The organism is Amycolatopsis sp. NPDC043889 (assembly GCF_056435645.1).
On sequence record NZ_JBWKEC010000006.1, the window covers coordinates 237,719 to 255,758 of the forward strand.

Below are 18,040 nucleotides of genomic sequence, written 5' to 3' on the forward strand. Positions count from 1 at the left end.
ATGGCGCCGAGTACTTCCGGGAAGCCCCGCAGCAGGCTGAGCACCGCCGAGCGGCGGGAACAGCTGCTGCGGATCGGCGCCCGCCTGTTCGCGGAGCGGCCGTACGACGATGTGTGGATCGAGCAGGTCGCGGATATCGCCGAGGTCTCCCGGGGGCTGCTGTACCACTACTTCCCGACGAAACGGGACTTCGTCACCGAGGTCATCAGGTCAGAGGGCGAGCGCCTGCTCGAGATGACCAAGTCCGATCCCACGCTCCCGGTCGCGGAGCAACTGACGGCCGGCCTCGACGCGTACCTGCGCTACGTCGAAGCCAACGAGGACGGCTACCGGGCACTGCACTCGGGCACGTCGATCGCCGTCGACGGCGTGCGTGAAGTCGTGGACAACAACTTCGCCGAGCAAGGACGCCGGATCCTCGAGGTGCTGTGCCCGGACGGCGAGCCGCCGGAGGCCCTGCGGATGCTCGTCCGCGGCTGGCTGGCCTTCGTCGTCGCGGTGTGCCTCGACTGGCTCAAGTACCGGAAGCTGACCCGGGACCAGATCCGGGATCTGTGCGCGAAGGCGTTGCTCGACATCGTCGACGTGCCAACATGACCTCGGCGCGTTCCTCGATCAGCTTCATCCGCGCGAGCCGCTCGCCGTCGTCGTTGTGCGCCGCGGACCGGGTGACCTGACCGGCCCACTTCCGGTAGAACATGCCGCACGTGGAGACGAAGTAGCCGTCGGAGCAGGCGTTGGCGGCGAGGATCAGCCCGGTGTCCTCCGACGCGGGCAGCGCCATCCAGCCGCCCAGATCCAGCAGAAGGTCGCGGCGGATGCACAGCGTCCCGGCCACCACCGACGACACGTAGCCGTTGCGCCGCCAGTGGCGCAGGATCGCGCCGCGTTCGATCCGTCCCTCGTCGGGATCGCTGTCGACGCCGGCCGTGGTCCCATCCGGAAAGAGGTCGAGGACCCGGCAGGTCGTCCAGCCGACCTCGGGGTCCTCCAGCGCCGCGATGTCTCGTGCGAGCGCGCCGGGTGCCAAGAGGTCGTCCGCGTCGAGTGCCTTGATCAGCTCCCCGGAGGCGCGTGACAGAGCCATCATCCGCGCGACTCCGGGACCGCCTGGGCGCCCCGAGCCGGGCAGGACGCGCTCGTCCGCGGGGAGGACGCCGTCGAGCAGGCCGGTCTCGCCGTCCTCCTGTACCAGCCATTCCCAGCTCCAGTCCGGCGGTAGTTCCTGCGCGGCGAGGGATTCGTACGCCTCGGTCAAGTACGGCAGGCTCGGCGGGTGGACCGGGGTGATCACGCTGACGACCGGCATGCTCACTCCGGGCGGCGGGCGAGGACCAGGAGGTGCTCCTCCGGCGGTGTCCCCGGCTCGTCCGCGGTGAAGAGCTCCGAATGGGTGCCGGTGACCTCCAGCCCGGCCGCCTCGACCCGCCGGACGAGGTCGTCCGGGGCGAAACTGGTCTCGAGGAAGGTGCGGCCGAAGAACTCCGCCGGCACGTCCTCGGCGTCGCGCGGAACGGTGACCAGAGCGAAGAGCCCGCCCGGCACCAGCCAGCGCCCGATGTCGGTGAGCACGGCTTCGGTCTCCGCGCGCGGCATCTGGAGGAAGGGGAAGAAGGCGCAGACGGCCTCCCAAGATTCGGACGGCGAGGTCCATTCCCGCACGTCGGCGTGGACGAAGGTGGCTGCGGGAACCTGCTCACGCGCGAGATCGATCATCACCGGCGACACGTCGAGCCCGGTCACCCGATGACCGGCGGAAGACAGGTCCTCGGCCACCGGCCTTCCCGTTCCGCTTCCGATGTCGAGCACCCTCGACGACGGCGGCAAGCTGTCCAGCAGATGCCGCACCGCCCTGTCAACCGCCGGCGCCCGTCCGAAGACGTCCTCGTAAGCGGAACCGATGGCGTCGAACAGCTCTGCCGCCGTGACCGGTCGGTCCATTGCGCAGCTCCCCGGATCGAGTGGCTCTCCCTCCGGCGAATCTACCGATCGACGTCCTCAAAGGACGGGCCCACCCGGGCCCTTAGACTGGAGCCGACGGAGTTACTGGGGTTTGGGGTTCAAGATGAGCGTGTCGAGTGACGAGTTCCACCGGATGCTGAAGTCGCTCGCCGACGTCGAGCGATCCGACGCGAAGGAGTGGGAGTCGTTCAGCGTGCGCGGGAAGCGGTTCGGCTACTACTGGCCGCGGACCCAGACCGTCGGCCTGAAGCAGACGCTCTCGGAACAGGAAGCCCTCGTGGCCGAACGGCCCGACGTCTTCGAGGTGCAGTTCACGGCCGGGGGATTCGGCTGGGTGGTGGTGTACCTCGACGGCATCGAATCCGACGAGCTGAACGAATTGGTCTACGAGGCATGGCGGCTGTCCGCTCCCGAAGAACTGGTGGATCAGGTTCCGCCGCCCTGCTGAGCGTTACCGCATTCGTGTGTTGACGCGCGTCACTTTTTTCGCGGGGAACATTTTCCGAGCCGTGGCGTTGTAGAGAGTGTCGGTACGGATGGTGCCCCCGGGCCTCACCCTTCGCCTTCACGGAATACCGGTTCGGCCGGAGCCGTGTCGAGCCACTCGCCGAGAGGCGGCCCCCGTACCGGCCACAAACTCCCGCTTCCTGCTCGCAGGAACCCCCAGCCTTCGCTGAGCGGAAGCGGGACCTTTTCTTTCCTCGCCCGTCGCCGGTTCGGTGGCGGTTTTTTGTTTTGCGGTCGGGTGTGGACGGAAGGAAGCGGTCGGTGGTCCGTGAAGGCCTCCTTGCCTACCTTGAGGGTAGGGAAGGAGGCCTTCGCTACCTGCTCGCGTGACTGTGCCGGGGTGGTTGTCGGGTTTGGAGTCCGTGAAGCCCTCCTTGACGGATTCGTATTTGTCCACCCACCTGTGCGGCCGGCGGTTTCGTCGATGAGGGATTGGGGACATTGAACGTCCCGAATCCCTCATCAACGGCGTCCTGCGTTGTCTCGAAGCCTGGCGGCGCCGTGACTCTGGGTCCCTCAAGGAAGCCTTCACGGATATCAGGGGCCCGGCGAGGGCGCCTTTTCTCTATTCCGAGTCGACGTGGGCATGGCGAGGGGCCCGTCGCCGGTGTGGCTGGCGGGCTCCTCGGGGTCAGTGGTGGTGGAGGGTGTTGCTGGGCGTTTCGAATCAGGGCCCGAGGCCACTCACATACCCGGCCGCAGAGACCTCACGACTCCACGAGAGTCCCGCCGGTCAACCGCACCCGCCGATCGACCTTGATCTCCCGAAGGAACCGCTCGTCATGGCTGACGACCACGAAAGCCCCTTGATACGCCCCCAGCGCGCTCTCCAATTGCCCGACGCTGACCAGGTCGAGATTGTTGGTCGGCTCGTCCAGCAGCAGGAGTTGCGGCGCGGGTTCGGCGAACAGGACGCAGGCCAGGGTGGCCCGCAGGCGTTCGCCTCCGGAGAGCACGCCGACGGGAAGCTGGCTTCGCGCGCCTCGGAACAGGAAGCGGGCGAGCAGGGTCATTCGCTGTGACTCGGGGAGGTTCGGGGCGAACGCGGCGAAGTTCTCGGCGATGGTCCGGCCTAAGTCCAGCAGGTCGAGCCGCTGGGAGAGGTACGCGATCCGCCCTTCGGCTCGCTTCACCACGCCACTGTCGGGCGTGAGGTCTCCCTTGAGCACCCGGAGGAGGGTTGACTTGCCGGTCCCGTTTCCGCCGGTCAGGGCGATCCTTTCGGGGCCGCGGATCGTCAGGTCGACTCCGTCGCCCGCGAAGACGTTCCGGTCGCCGTAGCGGACTTGGATGTGCTCGCCGTGGAACATCGTGCGCCCGGTGGGGACGTTGGTGCCCGGCAGGATGAGCGCGATCTTCTGGTCGTCGCGGAGGGAACGTTCGGCCTCGTCGAGGCGGTTCTTCGCTTCGCTGACCCGCGCGGCGTGTGTCTCGTTCGCCTTGCCCGCGGACTCCTGGGCGTTGCGTTTCATGGTGCCAGCGAAGATCTTCGGCAGTCCGGCGTTGCCCAGGTTCCTGGCGGCGTTGCCCGCCCGGCGCGCCGCCCGCTCGCGAGCTTGCTGCATCTCCCGTTTCTCGCGTTTGACCTCTTGTTCGGCGCTGCGGACGTTGCGCTCGGCGACCTCTTGCTCGGCCTTGACCGCCGCTTCGTACTGGGTGAAGTTCCCGCCGTGGTACCTGAGATCGCCGCGGTCGAGTTCGGCGATCCGGTCCATCCGGTCGAGCAGTTCCCGGTCGTGACTCACCAGCAGCAGGCAGCCGGACCAGTCTTCGAGCACCCCGTAGAGCTTGCGGCGGGCGTCGAGGTCGAGGTTGTTGGTCGGTTCGTCCAGCAGCAGGATGTCGGGCCGCTTCAGCAATTGCGCGGCCAGGCCGAGGGAGATGATCTGCCCGCCGCTCAACGTACGCAGGCTCCGGTCCAGCGAGATGCCGTCGAGGCCGAGCCGATCGAGCTGGGCGCGGGTGCGCTCCTCGATGTCCCAGTCGTTCCCGATGGTGGTGAAGTGCTCTTCACTCGCGTCGCCGGACTCGATCGCGCTCAGCGCCGCGAGCTGCGGTGCGATCCCCAGTACTTCGGCCACGTTCAGGTCGGCGGTGAGGGGCAGAGACTGCGGCAGATAGCCGAGGACTCCCTGGGTGGAGACCGACCCCGACACCGGTCGCAGCTCTCCGGCGATCAGTTTGAGGAGCGTGCTCTTGCCCGCCCCGTTCGGCGCGACCAGACCGGTGCGGCCACCGGGCACGGTGAAGGACAGGTCGTCGAAGACCGGGGTGTCATCCGGCCAGGAGAAGGAGAGGGCGGACACGACGACGAAGGCGTCTGACATGGAAATGACCTCGTGAAAGACAGCGGGCGCCTTGAGGCTGCACCGCGGTGGACGTGGTTTGAGGGGACGACAAAGAGGCCACGTCGGCGTCAACGCCGGTGGCCCGCCGACTCCGGCTCACCCGGAGATGTCGTCTTCACCTGCCACGTCTGGTCTCCACTGCTCGTCGATCAGGTCCGCACCTACGATAACAAGACCTGCCGGAGTGTGGCCACCGCAATCCCTCGGCGCGGCGTCGGCAAGGCGCGAAATCCGGTGTTCATTCATTCATTCACCATGATTCCCGATGATCGGTAATCGTGTGGTTGGAATCATATTCATTGAGGGGTGAAGGCGGGATTCCTGATGTTCTCGATGGCCATCACCCGATTCCTTGATCTGGGAGGTTTTCCGATGATGTCGAATGCCGGAACCCGAAGACGAATCGCGACCACGGTAACCGCACTGGGGGCGTTCGCCCTGGTCGCTCCACCGGCGCATGCCGCCGAAATCGCCGTTCCCTGCGACTCCGCCGCGTTGGTCCAGGCCATCGCCGAGGCCAACGCCACCCCCGGGCCGGACACGCTCACCGCGGTCGCCGATGTCTACTGGAGTGCCGGGCTGCCCTCCAACGAGGGAAAGCTCACCGTCAACGGTAATCACGCCACCATCTAACGCGCCAAGGACGCGCCCCGATTCCGCATCATCAACAATTGGGGCGACCTGACCCTCAACGAGGTCACGATCGCGGGCGGTCATGCTCCTGACGGTGTCGGGACCAACTCCTATGGAGACGCGAACCCGGGCGGCTCCGGCGGCGGTATCAAGAACTGGGGTTCGCTGACCATCACCGACAGCGTCATCAGTGGCAACGCCGCCGGCTCCGGAGGCTCCGGCGGTGGGATTTCCTCCTACGCCTCCGCTCGGACAGAGTTGACGATCACCTGCAGTTCGATCACCGGCAACGCCTCCGGCTCCGGTGGCCCGGGCGGGAACGGGGTGGCAGCCAAGGCGGGTGGACGAGGCGGTTCAGCCGGCTTCGGCGCCGGTGTCGACGTGCTCAGCGGCACCGTCCTGCGGCTCACCGACAGCGTCGTCACCGGCAACAGTGCCGGGAGCGGGGGCAAGGGCGGCGCGGGAGGCTCGGAGGGCGGCGGAGCCGGACACGGCGGCAGCGGCGGCACGGGCGGCGGCCTGATCATGTCGACCAGCCCCGGTGTGCTGCTGAATCCGGTCATCACCCGCACCACCATCACCGGAAACCATGCGGGACGCGGCGGTGATGCCGGCGTCGCGGGGCCGGGCGGGTACTCCGGGATCTCCGGTTACGGAGGTCGAGGCGGCGGACTCAGCGTGTTCGATGACAGTCTCACGCTCGACGGCGGGACCGTCAGCGACAACGTCGCGGGCGAACCTGGGGCCGGGTTGAGTGGCAACCGGCCGGACAACTGCACTTCCACCGCGGACGTGCCCGGCTGCGTCAACGGGTTCCGGGCCGACGGGCAGGACCGGCGAGCCGCCGACCGTGTCTTCGCGGAACGCGCCGAGCGCTCCCGCGCGTAAAGGTCAGGAAAGGGTCGTCCTGAACGACCCTTTCCTGACACTTGCCCTCAGCCCAGCCCGTTGAGACTGATCGCCCGGGCGTACCAGAGCGCGCTCTGCTTCGGCGTCCGCCGCTGCGTCGCGTAATCGACGTGGACGAGACCGAACCGTTTGCCGTACCCCTCGGCCCACTCGAAGTTGTCGAGCAGTGACCAATAGAAGTAGCCGCGCAGGTCGACGCCCGCCTCGATCGCCTCGTACGCGGCACGCAGATGCGAGTCGAGGAAGGCGATCCGGTCGGTGTCCGCGATATCCCCGCCGATCAACGCGTCCGGATAGGACGCGCCGTTCTCGGTGATGTACAACGGGATCGGCCGATACTCGCGATGGACCCGGAGGAGGCACTCGGTGAGCCGCGATGGCTGGACCTCCCAGCCGGAGTCGGTGCGGGGCGCCGCTTCGTCGGGCACGAAATGGACGTCGGGGGAGCCTAGCCAGTCGGCGCCCGCCGGTTCACTGCCGGGCAGCGGGGTGCCCGCGACCTGGTAGCCGCGGTAGTAGTTGATGCCCAGCCAGTCGATCGGAGTGGCGATGGTCGCGAGGTCACCGTCCCGCACCAGCTCTCCGATACCGAGCGGCGCCAGGTCGGTCAGCAGGTCCTCGGGGTAGGAGCCACGAAGCACCGGATCCAGGAACAGCCGGTTCTGCAGGCCGTCGATCCGGCGCGCGGCTTCGGAGTCCACAGTGGACGAAGGATCGACCGCCGACACCGGGTACAGGTTCAGCGTTATCCCCGACGACGCGGCAGACGCGTGTCGCCGCAGGACGTCCATCGCCAGTCCGTGTCCCAGCAGCAGGTGGTGCGCGGCCGCGACGGCGGCGCGGGGTTCCTGCCTGCCGGGCGCGTGGATTCCGCGCGCGTAGCCCAGCATCGCCGCACACCACGGCTCGTTCAGGGTGGACCAGCGCGGTACCCGGTCGCCCAGGCGCGCCACGACCGTTTCGGCGTATTCGGCGAACCGGAAGGCGGTCTCGCGTGCCGCCCAGCCGCCCTCGTCTTCAAGCGACTGGGGGAGATCCCAGTGATACAGCGTCGCCCAGGGTTCGACTCCGGCCTCGAGCAGCTTGTCGACGAGCCGGTCGTAGAACGCGAGACCCCGCGGATTCGGCGCGCCGCCGCCGGGCCGGATCCGCGGCCACGACAGCGAAAACCGGTACGCGCCGAGCCCGAGCCGTCGCATCAGATCGACGTCTTCGGCATAGCGCCGGTAATGATCGGCGCCCGGCTCCCCGGTGTCGCCGCCGACGACGGCACCGGGACGGCGGGCGAAGACGTCCCAGATCGAGTCGGTCCGGCCGTCGGCGGCCGTCGCCCCTTCGACCTGGAAGGCCGCGGTGGCGGCGCCCCACACGAATCCGGGCGGGAACAGGAGCGCGGTCTTCGCCCGGACACTGTCGGGATGAGCGGACATGGTCACCCTTTCACGGCACCTTGCATGATCCCGGCCACGATCTGGCGGCCGAGGAGGAGGAAGACGATCAGGATCGGGATGGTGGCCAGGGTGGTCCCGGCCAGCACCAGCGAATAGTCGACGTAGTAACCGCTCTGCAGCTTCTCCAGCGCCAGCTGGACGGTGGGGTTGCCGGCGTCCAGCACCACGAGCGGCCAGAGGAAGTCGTTCCACGACGTCATGAACGTGAACATCGCCAGGATCGCCGCCGCCGGCCGGACCGCGGGCAGGCAGACGTTCCAGAAGATCCGGATCATGCTGCAGCCGTCGACGCGCGCCGCCTCGATCAGTTCGTACGGTACGGCGTCCACTGTGTACTGACGCATCCAGAAGACGCCGAACGCGGTCACCAGGTTCGGCACGATCACCGACTGCAATCCGCCTGCCCAGCCGAACTCCGACATCGCCATGAACAGCGGGATGATGCCGAGCTGGGTCGGTACGGCGAGGGTGATGACGATGAACACGAACAGCCCGTTCCGGCCGCGGAACCGCAGTTTGGCGAAGGCGAACCCGGCCAGTGACGAGAACAGCACCGTGGTGAGGGTGACCGTGCCGGACACGATCAGGCTGTTCGCGAGCGCCTTCCAGAACGGCACGGTGTCGAACACCCTCGCCGCGTTGGCGAAGAAGTTCCCGCCGGGCAGGAAGGGCGGGACCCGTTCGGTGAGCATCCCGCTGTCCCGGCTGGCGACCAGGAACGACCAGTAGAACGGGAAGAGCGAGCCCAGCACGAAGATGGTGAGCACGACGTAGGTCGCCCTGCGCGGCTTGCCCAGTGCCGAAACGCCTCGCTTGAGTCCACTGTGGATCACTGTCATTTCTTCTTCACCGCCGTGAGCCTGCCGGTAAGGAAGAAGTTCACCAGCGCGATGAGCACGATGATCACGAACAGCACCCACGCGATCGCCGAGGCATAACCGAGTTCGTAGTTCTCGAAGGCCGTTTGGTACAGGTACAGCGTCACGGTCTGGAACTGGTTGGACGAACCGCCGTTGTTCGAGCCCGGCATGGCGTCGAACAGCTTGGGCTCGGTGAAGATCTGCAGTCCGCCGATCGTCGAGGTGATCGTGACGAAGATCAGCGTCGGCTTCAGCAGGGGGAGCGTGATGCTGAAGAACCGGCGTGCGGCGCCCGCTCCGTCGATCAGTGCGGCCTCGTGCAGTTCCTTCGGGATGGCCTGCATCGCCGCGAGCACGATCAGCGCGTTGTACCCGGTCCAGCGCCAGTTCACCATGATCGCGATCGCGGCGTGGCTGCTGAACCGGCCTGCCTGCCAGTCGACCGGATCGAGCCCGATCGTCTGCAGCAGACCGTTGACCAGCCCGTACTTCGGCCCGAACAGATTCGCGAAGATGATCCCGAGCGCGACCAGGCTGGCGGCGTAGGGGAGTAGGACGCCGACGCGCCAGCCGGTCGCCCCGCGGAGCCTGGCGCTCAGCAGCGCCGCCAGGAGCACCGCGATGATCAGCTGCGGAACGCTGGAGAGCAGGAAGATGCTGACGGTGTTCTCGAGCGCGTTCCAGAACTGCGTGTCGGCGAACAACTCCTTGAAGTTGTCCAGTCCGATGAAAACCGGGTTGTCGTCACCCGCCTCCCAGCTGAACAGGGACACGTACGCCGTGTAGAGCAGCGGGAACAGCCCGACGATCCCGAACACGACGAAGAACGGGGCGATGTAGAGGTACGGCGAGACCTTGACGTCCCACCGGCTCAGCCGATGGCGGAGGGTGGGCCGGGGCGACGTGCGCACCCCGGCCTTCTCCTCGTCCGGCGCGATCTTGTCGACGACGGTCATCGGTCAGCGCGTGATCTTCTTCGCGGCGTCGAGCAGTTGCGTCCAGCCCTCGTCCGCCGACTTGCCCTGTTCGACGGCCTGCAGCGCCGGGCTCGACGCGTTCTCCTGGATCTGACCGTCGCCGGGGCCCTTGTACTGGGGCTTCGCGACCTTCTTCGCCTGCTCAGCGAACAACTGGCCGATCTTGGCGCCGCCGAAGTAGGCGTCGGTCTCGCTCAGCAGCGCCGGGTCTTCCAGTGCCTTGACCTGGCTGGGGAACGTGCCCTTCGCCTTGAACGCCTTGATCTGCTGCTCGGGCGCGGTCAGCCAGGCGGCGAGTTCGGCCGCCTCCTTCGGGTGCTTCGACTGCGTGGGCACGGTCAGGTACGAGCCACCCCAGTTCCCGCCGCCACCGGGGAAGGCGGCGGTGACCGCCCATTTGCCGGCGTTCTCGGGACCGGAGTGCTCCTCGATCACGCCGAGCATCCACGCGGGGCACACCTTCGTGGCGAAGGCGCCCTGCTTGAATCCGGAGTTCCACTCGTTGCTGAACGCGGTCAGCTTGGCCGACTGTCCCTTCGCGACGGCGCCGGTCACCTTGGTCCAGGCGTCCTTGATGCCCTGGTTCGATTCCAGCGTCGGCTTGTCGTCGTTGCCGATGTAGCCGGTGGGGAGCTGGTTGACCATGGCGTTGAAGTTCTGCGCGGCCGAGTCGAACCACGCCTTACCGCCGGTCTTGGTGACGTACTGTTCGCCGGCGGCGAAGTAGCTGTCCCAGGTCGCGAACAACGGCTTGACCGCTTCGGGATCGGACGGCATTCCCGCCGCTTGGAGCATGTCCTTGCGGTAGCACATGGCCAGCGGGCCGATGTCCGTTCCGTAGCCGATGACCTTGCCGTCCTTGGTCTTCGCCGCGTCGTACTTCCAGCCGAGCCAGCGGTCGGGGGACGCCTCCGCCGGGCCGATCTTGGGCAGGTCGTTGAACTTCGAGCCCTTGTCGAGGACGTTCGACAGATGCCCTTCCTCGACGGCGGTGACGTCGGCGAGGCCGGAACCCGCGGCCAGTTTCGTGATCAGATCCTGGTGGTACGGCCCGCCCTGGCCGGTCTTGCGGTGGGTGATCTTGATGTTCGGGTGCAGTCGTTCGTACTCGGGGATGAGCTCCTCGTAGCCGAACTCGGTGAACGTCGCCAGCGACAGCTCGACCTTGGCGTTCGGGTCCGACGCGGCGGGGGCCCCGCCGTCGTCACCGCCGCACGCCGCCAGTCCGAACGCCGTCATCGTGATACCCAGTGCCAGCACCAGGCCGTTCCGGATGCTTCTCACGGTTCTTAACCCCTTGCGCCGATGGGTTGGTGGACTCTTCTCACGTCTTTGTCCCTTGCTGATGGGGTGAGGAGAAAATGGGAGCGCTCCCAGGATGCGCAGAGTCTGTCGCCAAGGTATGGCCGTGTCAAGGGCTTGTAATGAGAGTGTTTCCATCAGGGGAGCGCTCTCAGTGTCGTCGCGCGCCGAGCACTAAGCTGTCGGTGTCCGGATGGAGTTGAAGAGTGAAGGTGGCGCGAGTGGGGCCTCGACCAGGGGAAGACGGCAGGCCGACACTGGAAGACGTCGCCGCGTCGGCCGGGGTCAGCCGGTCGACGGCGTCCCGTGCGCTGAACGACGACGGCTACGTCAGCGCGCGCTCCCGCGAGAAGGTCCAGGCCGCGGCGCGCGAACTCGGCTATTCCCCGAACCAGGCGGCCAGATCGCTGGTGACCAAGCGGACCGGCGCGGTCGCGGTCGTGCTTTCGGAGCCGGAGGCGCGGCTGCTCGACGACCCGTACCGCACCGCGGTCATGCGCGCGGGCTATCGCGAACTCGCCGACGTCGGCTGCCAGATGGTCTTGATCTTCAGTGACACCCGCGAGGATCTCGACCGCACGGTCAGGTTTCTCGACGGCGGGCACGTCGACGGCGTACTGGTCTTCGCGCCGCATCGGACCGATCCGCTGCCCAAGGCGTTGCGGCAGTTGAGGATCCCGGTGGTGTACGGCGGGCAGGCGGCCGGGTTGAAGCGTGGTGTCCACGTCGTCGACTTCGACAACGAGGGCGGCGCGAAGCTCGCGGTCGCGCATCTGGTCGAGGCCGGCCACCGCCGGATCGCCACGATCGCGGGCCCGCAGGACCAGAGCGCGGCGATCGACCGGCTCTCCGGCTGGCGCAAGACCCTCCTCGACGCCGGGCTCGACCCGGCGGACCTGATGGAGGAAGGCGACTTCACCCTGACCGGCGGCGCGAGGGCGATGGCGAACCTGCTCGCGCGGCGCCCCGACCTCGACGCCGTCTTCGTGGCCAGCGACATGATGGCCCTCGGCGCGCTCCGCACCCTGCATTCCGCCGGACGGCGGATCCCGTCGGATGTCGCCGTCGTCAGCTTCGACGACAACGCGACCCTCGCACCGGAGATGGACCCGCCGCTGACCTCGGTCCACCAGGACCCGCGGGAGCAGGTGCGCGTGATGGTCGAGACCCTGCTCGCGGTGATGGACGACCGGGATCTCAAGCCCCGCCAGCGGATCTTGCCGGTCTCGCTCACGCATCGCGCCTCCAGCTGATCCAGGGCTCCGTGACCCGACTGTGACTCGGGGAGCGCTTGACCCGGCTCGTGTTATCGCTAACACTTGCGGCACTCGTCACACGGTACCGGGATTGGGAGACAGGCGATGGCGCGCGAAACCACCGAGAGCAAGCAGGCCAGTCTCACCGACGTGGCCGCGCTCGCGGGTGTTTCGCATATGACGGTCTCGCGGGTCATCAATGGCACCGGGCCGGTCCGCGCCGAGACGCGCGTCCGCGTCAACGCCGCCATCGAGCAGCTGGACTACCGGCCGAACTCGGTCGCCCGCGCGCTGGTCACCGGCCGCTCGGGCACGCTCGGCGTGGTCGCGCTGGAGGCCAATCTCTACGGTCCGGCCAGTACCTTGAGCGGTATCGAGCACGCCGCCCGCGAAGCCGGGTACGCGACGACCATAACCAGCATCAGCCGTCCCGGCCGGTCGTCGATCACGGACGCGGTGGAGCGCCTGCGCCGCCAGGCCGTCGAGGGCATCGTCGTGATCGCGCCGCATGTCACCGCCGCACGCGCGCTGGAAGCGGCGCCCAGCGACGTGCCGCTCGTCGCGGTCGGCGGTGGGGAGAAAGCGCCGGTCCCGGTGATCTCGGTCGACCAGTACGACGGCGCGCGGCGCGCCACGGAGCACCTTCTCGGCCTCGGTCACGAGACGGTCTGGCATGTGGCCGGACCCGAAGACTGGCTGGAGGCGCTCGACCGCGAACGCGGCTGGCGCGAGACCCTGCAGCGGCACGGCGCACGGATCCCGCCCGTCATCCGCGGCGACTGGAGCGCGCGTTCCGGGTACGCGGCGGGGCGATCCCTCGTCGGCGAAAAGGGCCTGGACGCGGTGTTCGTGGCGAACGACCAGATGGCCCTCGGTTTTCTCCGTGCCTGCACCGAAGCCGGGGTGAACGTGCCGGGGGAGATGCGGATCGTCGGCTTCGACGACGTTCCCGAGGCGGCCTACTACACACCGCCGCTGACGACGGTGCGCCAGGACTTCGTCGAAGTCGGCAGGCGCACGTTCGACCTGCTCCGCCGCCGGATGAACGGTGGTGAGAACCGAGACCGCGACCTGGTGGTCCCCGAACTGATCGTGCGGGAGAGCACCGGTCTTTCGTAGCACACTGAGCCGTCTTCAAGGCTCGAGGCACAAGTGTTAACGCTAACTCAACTGATCAGTGCGGATCTAGGAGTCGATGTGGCAAGAAAACCGTGGACGGCGATCGTGGCCGGAGTGGCCGGGCTGCTCCTGCTCTCCGCGTGCGGCGGTGGCGGTGGAACGGGTGGCGGCGGCGCCCTCACCCTCGGCTTCGCCCAGGTGGGCGCGGAAAGCGGCTGGCGCACGGCGAACACGAAGTCCATCCAGGAGTCCGCGAAGGCGGCCGGGATCGAGCTGAAGTTCTCCGACGCGCAGCAGAAGCAGGAGAACCAGATCGCCGCGATCCGCTCCTACATCCAGCAGAAGGTCAAGGTGATCGCCTTCTCGCCGGTCGTGGAATCCGGCTGGGACACCGTGCTCAAGGAGGCGAAGACGGCGAACATCCCGGTGATCCTGACCGACCGGGCCGTCGATTCGCCGGACAAGTCGCTGTACAAGACCTTCCTCGGTTCGGACTTCGTCGCCGAGGGCAGGAAGGCGGGCGAGTGGCTGGCCAAGGAGTTCGGCTCGGCGGCAGGCGACGTCAGCATCGTGGAACTGCAGGGCACCACCGGCTCCGCGCCGGCGAACGACCGCAAGAAGGGTTTCGCCGACGTCATCGCGTCGAACCCGAAGTTCAAGGTCGTCGCGTCGCAGACCGGTGAGTTCACGCGGGCCAAGGGCAAGGAGGTCATGGAGGCCTTCCTGAAGTCCCAGCCCAAGATCGACGTGTTGTACGCGCACAACGACGACATGGCCCTCGGCGCCATCGAAGCGATCGAAGCCGCTGGGAAGGTGCCCGGCAAGGACGTCAAGATCGTCTCGGTCGACGGCGTCCGCGACGCCCTGCAGGCACTGGCCGACGGCAAGATCAACCACGTCGTCGAATGCAACCCGCTCCTCGGCCCGCAGCTGATGGACCTGGTGAAGAAGGTCGCCGCCGGTGAGCAGGTGCCCCCGCGCATCGAGACCACCGAGACCGAATTCGACCAGGCGTCCGCGAAGGCCGCCCTGCCGCAACGCCAGTACTGACCCGATGACAGAACCCCTCGCGATGCTGCGGATGAGCCACATCCGGAAGGAATTCCCCGGCGTGGTCGCCCTCGACGACGTCTCCTTCCGGATGTTCCCCGGCGAAGTGCATGCCCTGATGGGTGAGAACGGCGCCGGCAAGTCCACCCTGATCAAAGTGCTCACCGGCGTGTACGGGGTGGACGCGGGCACGATCGAACTCGACGGCTCCCGGATCGCGTTCAGCGGCCCGGGAGAAGCGCAGCGCTCCGGCGTGAGCACCGTCTACCAGGAAGTGAACCTCTGCCCGAACCTGTCGGTGGCGGAGAACATCTGCCTCGGCAAGGAACCGCGACGGCGCGGCCGCATCGACTGGCGTGAGACGCGCCGCCGGGCGGCCGCGCTGCTGGCCAGGCTGGACGTCGAGGTGGACGTTTCGGCCGAGCTGAGCAGCTGCTCGATCGCGGTGCAGCAACTGGTCGCGATCGCCAGGGCGCTCGACGTCGACGCGCGAGTCCTCGTGCTCGACGAACCGACGTCCAGTTTGGACGCCGGCGAGGTCGAGCAGCTGCTGAACGTGGTGCGTTCGCTGCGGGATCAGGGGATGGCGATCCTGTTCGTCTCCCATTTCATCGAGCAGGTCTTCGCCGTCGCGGACCGGATGACGGTGCTGCGCAACGGGAAGCTGATCGGCGAATACCGCACAGAGGAGATCACCCCGGTCGACCTGGTCACCAGGATGATCGGCAAGGAACTCGAGGCACTCGAAGACATCGAGGACTCGGGCCACAGCCGGTCCGACCTCGCCGGTGCGCCGGTGTTCCTCGAAGCGGGCGATGTCGGCCGCAAGGGCGGTGTCGCGCCGTTCTCGCTCGACATCCGGGCGGGCGAGGTCGTCGGCCTCGCCGGGCTGCTCGGTTCGGGCCGCACCGAACTGGCGCGGCTGTTGTTCGGCGCCGATCACGCGGACAGCGGTTCCGTGCGGATCGACGGCGAGCCGGTGTCGCTGAAGACGCCGCGGACCGGGCTCGACCATCGGATCGCGTTCTGTTCGGAGAACCGCAAGACCGAAGGACTCGTCGAGGAGCTCAGCGTGCGCGAGAACATCGTGCTCGCGTTGCAGGCCTCACGGGGCTGGGCGCGGCCGATCCCGCGGCGGCGGCAGGACGAGATCGCCGAGCGCTACATCGAGATGCTCGACATCCGGCCCGCGAACGCGGAAGCGAAGGTCGGCGACCTCAGTGGCGGCAACCAGCAGAAGGTGCTGCTCGCGAGATGGCTCATCACCGAACCCCGGCTGCTGATCCTCGACGAGCCGACGCGCGGCATCGACATCGGCGCCAAGACGGAGATCCAGCGGCTGGTCGCCCGGCTTTCGAGCGAGGGGATGGCCGTCGTGTTCATCTCCGCCGAACTCGAGGAGGTGCTGCGGTTGAGCCATCGGGTCGTCGTGCTGCGCGACCGCGCGGTGGTCGCCGTACTGGACAACGAATCGCTGACCGCGGACCGCGTCATGGCGACGATGGCCGAAGGAGTCGCACGATGACCAAGCATCGGTTGTTCTGGCCCGTCGTGGCGCTGCTGGCGCTGCTGCTCGGCGACCTCATCGTGCACCCGGCGTTCTTCGCGATCGAATTCCGCGACGGGCATCTCTACGGGAATCTGATCGACATCCTCAAGAACGGCGCCCCGCTGATCCTCATCGCGATCGGTATGACCCTGGTGGTGGCGACGCGGGGGATCGACCTCTCCGTCGGCGCGGTCGTGGCGATCAGCGGCGCGCTGGCGTGTCTCCACATCAGCGGACTCGGTGACCAGAACAGCCTCGGCGGGACGCTCGCCGCGGTCGGGATGGCACTGGGTCTGGCCCTCGCGCTCGGGGTGTGGAACGGCTGGCTCGTGGCGGTACTGGGCATCCAGCCGATCATCGCGACCCTGATCCTGATGGTCGCGGGCCGCGGTATCGCCCAGCTGATCACCGGCGGCCAGATCATCACCGTCAATTCGCATCCCTACGAGTGGATCGGCAGCGGGTTCACCTTCGGCCTGCCCAGCGCCATCCTCATCGCGCTGGCGGTGTTCGCCATCGCCGCGGTGCTGGTCCGCCGGTCGGCGCTGGGGCTGCTGGTCGAATCGGTGGGCGGCAACCCGGAGGCGGGCAGGCTCGCCGGGCTCCGGTCGGCCAGGCTGATCTGGCTCACCTACGTCTTCTGCGCGCTCTGCGCCGGCATCGCCGGGCTGATGATCAGCGCGAACGTGCACAGCGCCGACGGCAACAACGCCGGGCAGTTCATCGAACTCGACGCGATCCTCGCCGTCGTCATCGGCGGGACGCTGCTGACCGGTGGCCGGTTCTCGCTCACCGGCTCGGTGATCGGCGCACTGCTCATCCAGACGTTGACGACCACCGTGTACGCGCTGGGGATCGCGCCGCAGGCGATCATGCTGTTCAAGGCCGTGGTCGTGCTGGCGGTCTGCCTGTTGCAGTCGCCGGTGTTCCGCAAGAAGCTCGCCCGGCGGCGAAAAGCGGCCCCGCCGCCTGCCGCCGTCGTGCCGGAGAAGGTGGAGGCCGGGGTATGACGACACTCGACCGCATCAAGGGCTACCGGCCGCGGCAGCGGCATCTGCCGATCCTGGCGACGATGGCGATGCTCATCGGCGCGTACGTTTACGGCGCGTCGAGCTACACGGCGTTCGGCTCCGGACAGGTCGTGCTCGACCTGTTCATCAACAACGCGTTCCTGCTGGTCGTCGCCGTCGGGATGACGTTCGTGATCCTCACCGGCGGGATCGACCTGTCGGTGGGTTCGGTCGTGGCGTTGTCCACAGTGGTCTCCGCCGACCTGCTGCAGAACCAGGGCTGGTCGGTCATCGCGGTGATCCCCGCGGTCCTGGCGATCGGCGCGGCGCTGGGCTTCGGGATGGGCGTGCTGATCCAGGTCTTCGAGATCCAGCCGTTCATCGCCACCCTGATCGGGATGTTCTTTGCCAGGGGGCTGTGTTACACGATCAGCACCCAGGCGTACTCGATCGACGACCCGACGGTCGCGAGCCTCGCGCAGACGCAGATCCCGCTCGGCGGGGAGTTGCACATCTCGATCGGCGTGGTCGTCGCGCTGGTCGTGGTCGCCGCCGCCGCATACATCCTTTACGGAACACGATTCGGCCGGACGGTGTACGCGATCGGCGGGAACCCGAAGTCGGCGCTGCTGATGGGCCTCAACGTCGGCCGCACGCGGATCTCGGTCTACACGCTCAGTGGGTTCTGCTCGGCGCTCGGTGGCCTGCTTCTGGTGCTGTACAAGTCTTCCGGCGATCCGCTCAACGGCGTCGGGCTGGAACTCACCGCGATCGCGGCCGTCGTCATCGGTGGCACGTTGCTCACCGGCGGTTCCGGCTACGTCCTCGGGACGGTGCTGGGGATCATGGTGCTGGGCGTCATCCAGACCCTGATCACCTTCGACGGCACGCTGAACTCCTGGTGGACCTCGATCATCACCGGCGCGCTGCTGTTCGCCTTCATCGTCCTGCAACGCCTCGTCGGCAGGCGAGCAACGTAGGACGGAACTCGCGTGCTTGGAGCCGTAACTCGCGTGCTTGGAGGCGGAACACGCGTGATCCGCCTCCAAGCACGCGAGTTACGGCTCCAAGCACGCATGAACGTGGATTTCGACCAGAAATGTGAAC

The 18,040-nt window shown here is 67.5% G+C and carries 17 protein-coding genes; 10 read left to right on the forward strand and 7 right to left on the reverse strand.

Translation table 11 applies throughout. From position 1 onward, the window contains the following. Nucleotides 1–597, forward strand: coding sequence for a TetR/AcrR family transcriptional regulator (locus AC0685_RS15095; protein ID WP_478226049.1), 597 nt, complete (start codon nt 1–3; stop codon nt 595–597). Here AC0685_RS15095 and AC0685_RS15100 read toward each other — a convergent pair. Both AC0685_RS15100 and AC0685_RS15105 read right to left on the reverse strand, forming a co-directional pair. Continuing rightward, the gene (locus AC0685_RS15100) at nt 515–1,309 is read right to left on the reverse strand and encodes a glycosyltransferase (RefSeq protein ID WP_478226050.1); all 795 of its coding nucleotides are present in this window, start codon (nt 1,307–1,309) and stop codon (nt 515–517) included. The two genes, AC0685_RS15095 and AC0685_RS15100, sit on opposite strands and share 83 nt — an antisense overlap. Before the next feature lie 2 nt (nt 1,310–1,311). Continuing rightward, complete coding sequence (locus tag AC0685_RS15105) at nt 1,312–1,941, reverse strand: class I SAM-dependent DNA methyltransferase (protein WP_478226051.1); 630 nt, start codon at nt 1,939–1,941, stop codon at nt 1,312–1,314. Nucleotides 1,942–2,065: 124 nt separating this feature from the next. Here AC0685_RS15105 and AC0685_RS15110 point away from each other — a divergent pair, with 124 nt between their 5' ends. Further along, complete coding sequence (locus AC0685_RS15110) at nt 2,066–2,410, forward strand: MmcQ/YjbR family DNA-binding protein (RefSeq protein ID WP_125683301.1); 345 nt, start codon at nt 2,066–2,068, stop codon at nt 2,408–2,410. 766 nt (nt 2,411–3,176) lie between these two features. On the opposite strand, the gene abc-f is transcribed toward AC0685_RS15110, so the two are convergent. After that, nucleotides 3,177–4,796, reverse strand: coding sequence for a ribosomal protection-like ABC-F family protein (gene abc-f / locus AC0685_RS15115; protein WP_478226052.1), 1,620 nt, complete (start codon nt 4,794–4,796; stop codon nt 3,177–3,179). 327 nt (nt 4,797–5,123) lie between these two features. Here abc-f and AC0685_RS15120 point away from each other — a divergent pair, with 327 nt between their 5' ends. Continuing rightward, a complete protein-coding gene (locus AC0685_RS15120; RefSeq protein ID WP_478226053.1) occupies nt 5,124–5,450 on the forward strand; it encodes a hypothetical protein in 327 nt (108 codons plus the stop codon). Nucleotides 5,451–5,708: 258 nt separating this feature from the next. Then, nucleotides 5,709–6,338, forward strand: coding sequence for a hypothetical protein (locus tag AC0685_RS15125; RefSeq protein WP_478226054.1), 630 nt, complete (start codon nt 5,709–5,711; stop codon nt 6,336–6,338). A 47-nt stretch (nt 6,339–6,385) separates the two neighbouring features. Here AC0685_RS15125 and AC0685_RS15130 read toward each other — a convergent pair whose 3' ends face one another. From AC0685_RS15130 to AC0685_RS15145, 4 genes are read right to left on the reverse strand one after another with little or no spacing between them, the layout of a single operon-like run. Beyond that, nucleotides 6,386–7,789: a GH1 family beta-glucosidase gene (locus AC0685_RS15130; RefSeq protein ID WP_478226164.1), complete on the reverse strand. Its 1,404-nt coding sequence runs from the start codon at nt 7,787–7,789 to the stop codon at nt 6,386–6,388. Between the two features lie 2 nt (nt 7,790–7,791). Then, nucleotides 7,792–8,649, reverse strand: coding sequence for a carbohydrate ABC transporter permease (locus tag AC0685_RS15135; protein WP_034323760.1), 858 nt, complete (start codon nt 8,647–8,649; stop codon nt 7,792–7,794). Further along, nucleotides 8,646–9,626 (reverse strand): carbohydrate ABC transporter permease, encoded by a 981-nt coding sequence (locus AC0685_RS15140; RefSeq protein WP_125685060.1) that lies wholly within the window; start codon nt 9,624–9,626, stop codon nt 8,646–8,648. Before AC0685_RS15140 ends, AC0685_RS15135 begins: the two co-directional genes overlap by 4 nt. 3 nt (nt 9,627–9,629) lie before the next feature. Next, on the reverse strand, nt 9,630–10,931 hold the full coding sequence (locus tag AC0685_RS15145; protein ID WP_478226055.1) for an ABC transporter substrate-binding protein: 1,302 nt from the start codon (nt 10,929–10,931) through the stop codon (nt 9,630–9,632). A gap of 224 nt (nt 10,932–11,155) precedes the next feature. Here AC0685_RS15145 and AC0685_RS15150 point away from each other — a divergent pair, with 224 nt between their 5' ends. From AC0685_RS15150 to yjfF, 6 genes are all read left to right on the forward strand, one after another. Then, nucleotides 11,156–12,202, forward strand: coding sequence for a LacI family DNA-binding transcriptional regulator (locus AC0685_RS15150; RefSeq protein WP_478226056.1), 1,047 nt, complete (start codon nt 11,156–11,158; stop codon nt 12,200–12,202). A 108-nt stretch (nt 12,203–12,310) separates the two neighbouring features. Next, complete coding sequence (locus AC0685_RS15155) at nt 12,311–13,324, forward strand: LacI family DNA-binding transcriptional regulator (protein ID WP_478226057.1); 1,014 nt, start codon at nt 12,311–12,313, stop codon at nt 13,322–13,324. A gap of 78 nt (nt 13,325–13,402) precedes the next feature. Continuing rightward, a complete protein-coding gene (locus AC0685_RS15160) occupies nt 13,403–14,374 on the forward strand; it encodes an ABC transporter substrate-binding protein (RefSeq protein WP_478226058.1) in 972 nt (323 codons plus the stop codon). Nucleotides 14,375–14,396: 22 nt separating this feature from the next. Beyond that, nucleotides 14,397–15,899 carry a sugar ABC transporter ATP-binding protein gene (locus AC0685_RS15165; RefSeq protein WP_478226165.1) on the forward strand — a complete coding sequence of 501 codons (1,503 nt, stop codon included), beginning with the start codon at nt 14,397–14,399 and terminating at the stop codon, nt 15,897–15,899. Beyond that, nucleotides 15,896–16,933, forward strand: a complete 1,038-nt coding sequence (locus tag AC0685_RS15170; RefSeq protein WP_478226059.1) for an ABC transporter permease — start codon at nt 15,896–15,898, stop codon at nt 16,931–16,933. The genes AC0685_RS15165 and AC0685_RS15170 overlap by 4 nt, the downstream gene beginning before the upstream one ends. Then, nucleotides 16,930–17,913, forward strand: coding sequence for a galactofuranose ABC transporter, permease protein YjfF (gene yjfF, locus AC0685_RS15175; protein WP_478226060.1), 984 nt, complete (start codon nt 16,930–16,932; stop codon nt 17,911–17,913). The genes AC0685_RS15170 and yjfF overlap by 4 nt, the downstream gene beginning before the upstream one ends. Nucleotides 17,914–18,040 lie beyond the last annotated feature (127 nt).

Bases quoted from the DNA above. Each gene is read 5' to 3' on its own strand.
- AC0685_RS15140 (WP_125685060.1), bottom strand. From the start codon at position 9,626: ATGACCGTCGTCGACAAGATCGCGCCGGACGAGGAGAAGGCCGGGGTG.
- AC0685_RS15110 (WP_125683301.1), top strand. From the start codon at position 2,066: ATGAGCGTGTCGAGTGACGAGTTCCACCGGATGCTGAAGTCGCTCGCC.
- AC0685_RS15155 (WP_478226057.1), top strand. From the start codon at position 12,311: ATGGCGCGCGAAACCACCGAGAGCAAGCAGGCCAGTCTCACCGACGTG.
- AC0685_RS15170 (WP_478226059.1), top strand. From the start codon at position 15,896: ATGACCAAGCATCGGTTGTTCTGGCCCGTCGTGGCGCTGCTGGCGCTG.
- AC0685_RS15095 (WP_478226049.1), top strand. From the start codon at position 1: ATGGCGCCGAGTACTTCCGGGAAGCCCCGCAGCAGGCTGAGCACCGCC.
- AC0685_RS15100 (WP_478226050.1), bottom strand. From the start codon at position 1,309: ATGCCGGTCGTCAGCGTGATCACCCCGGTCCACCCGCCGAGCCTGCCG.
- AC0685_RS15105 (WP_478226051.1), bottom strand. From the start codon at position 1,941: ATGGACCGACCGGTCACGGCGGCAGAGCTGTTCGACGCCATCGGTTCC.
- yjfF (WP_478226060.1), top strand. From the start codon at position 16,930: ATGACGACACTCGACCGCATCAAGGGCTACCGGCCGCGGCAGCGGCAT.
- AC0685_RS15130 (WP_478226164.1), bottom strand. From the start codon at position 7,789: ATGTCCGCTCATCCCGACAGTGTCCGGGCGAAGACCGCGCTCCTGTTC.
- AC0685_RS15165 (WP_478226165.1), top strand. From the start codon at position 14,397: ATGCTGCGGATGAGCCACATCCGGAAGGAATTCCCCGGCGTGGTCGCC.
- abc-f (WP_478226052.1), bottom strand. From the start codon at position 4,796: ATGTCAGACGCCTTCGTCGTCGTGTCCGCCCTCTCCTTCTCCTGGCCG.
- AC0685_RS15135 (WP_034323760.1), bottom strand. From the start codon at position 8,649: ATGACAGTGATCCACAGTGGACTCAAGCGAGGCGTTTCGGCACTGGGC.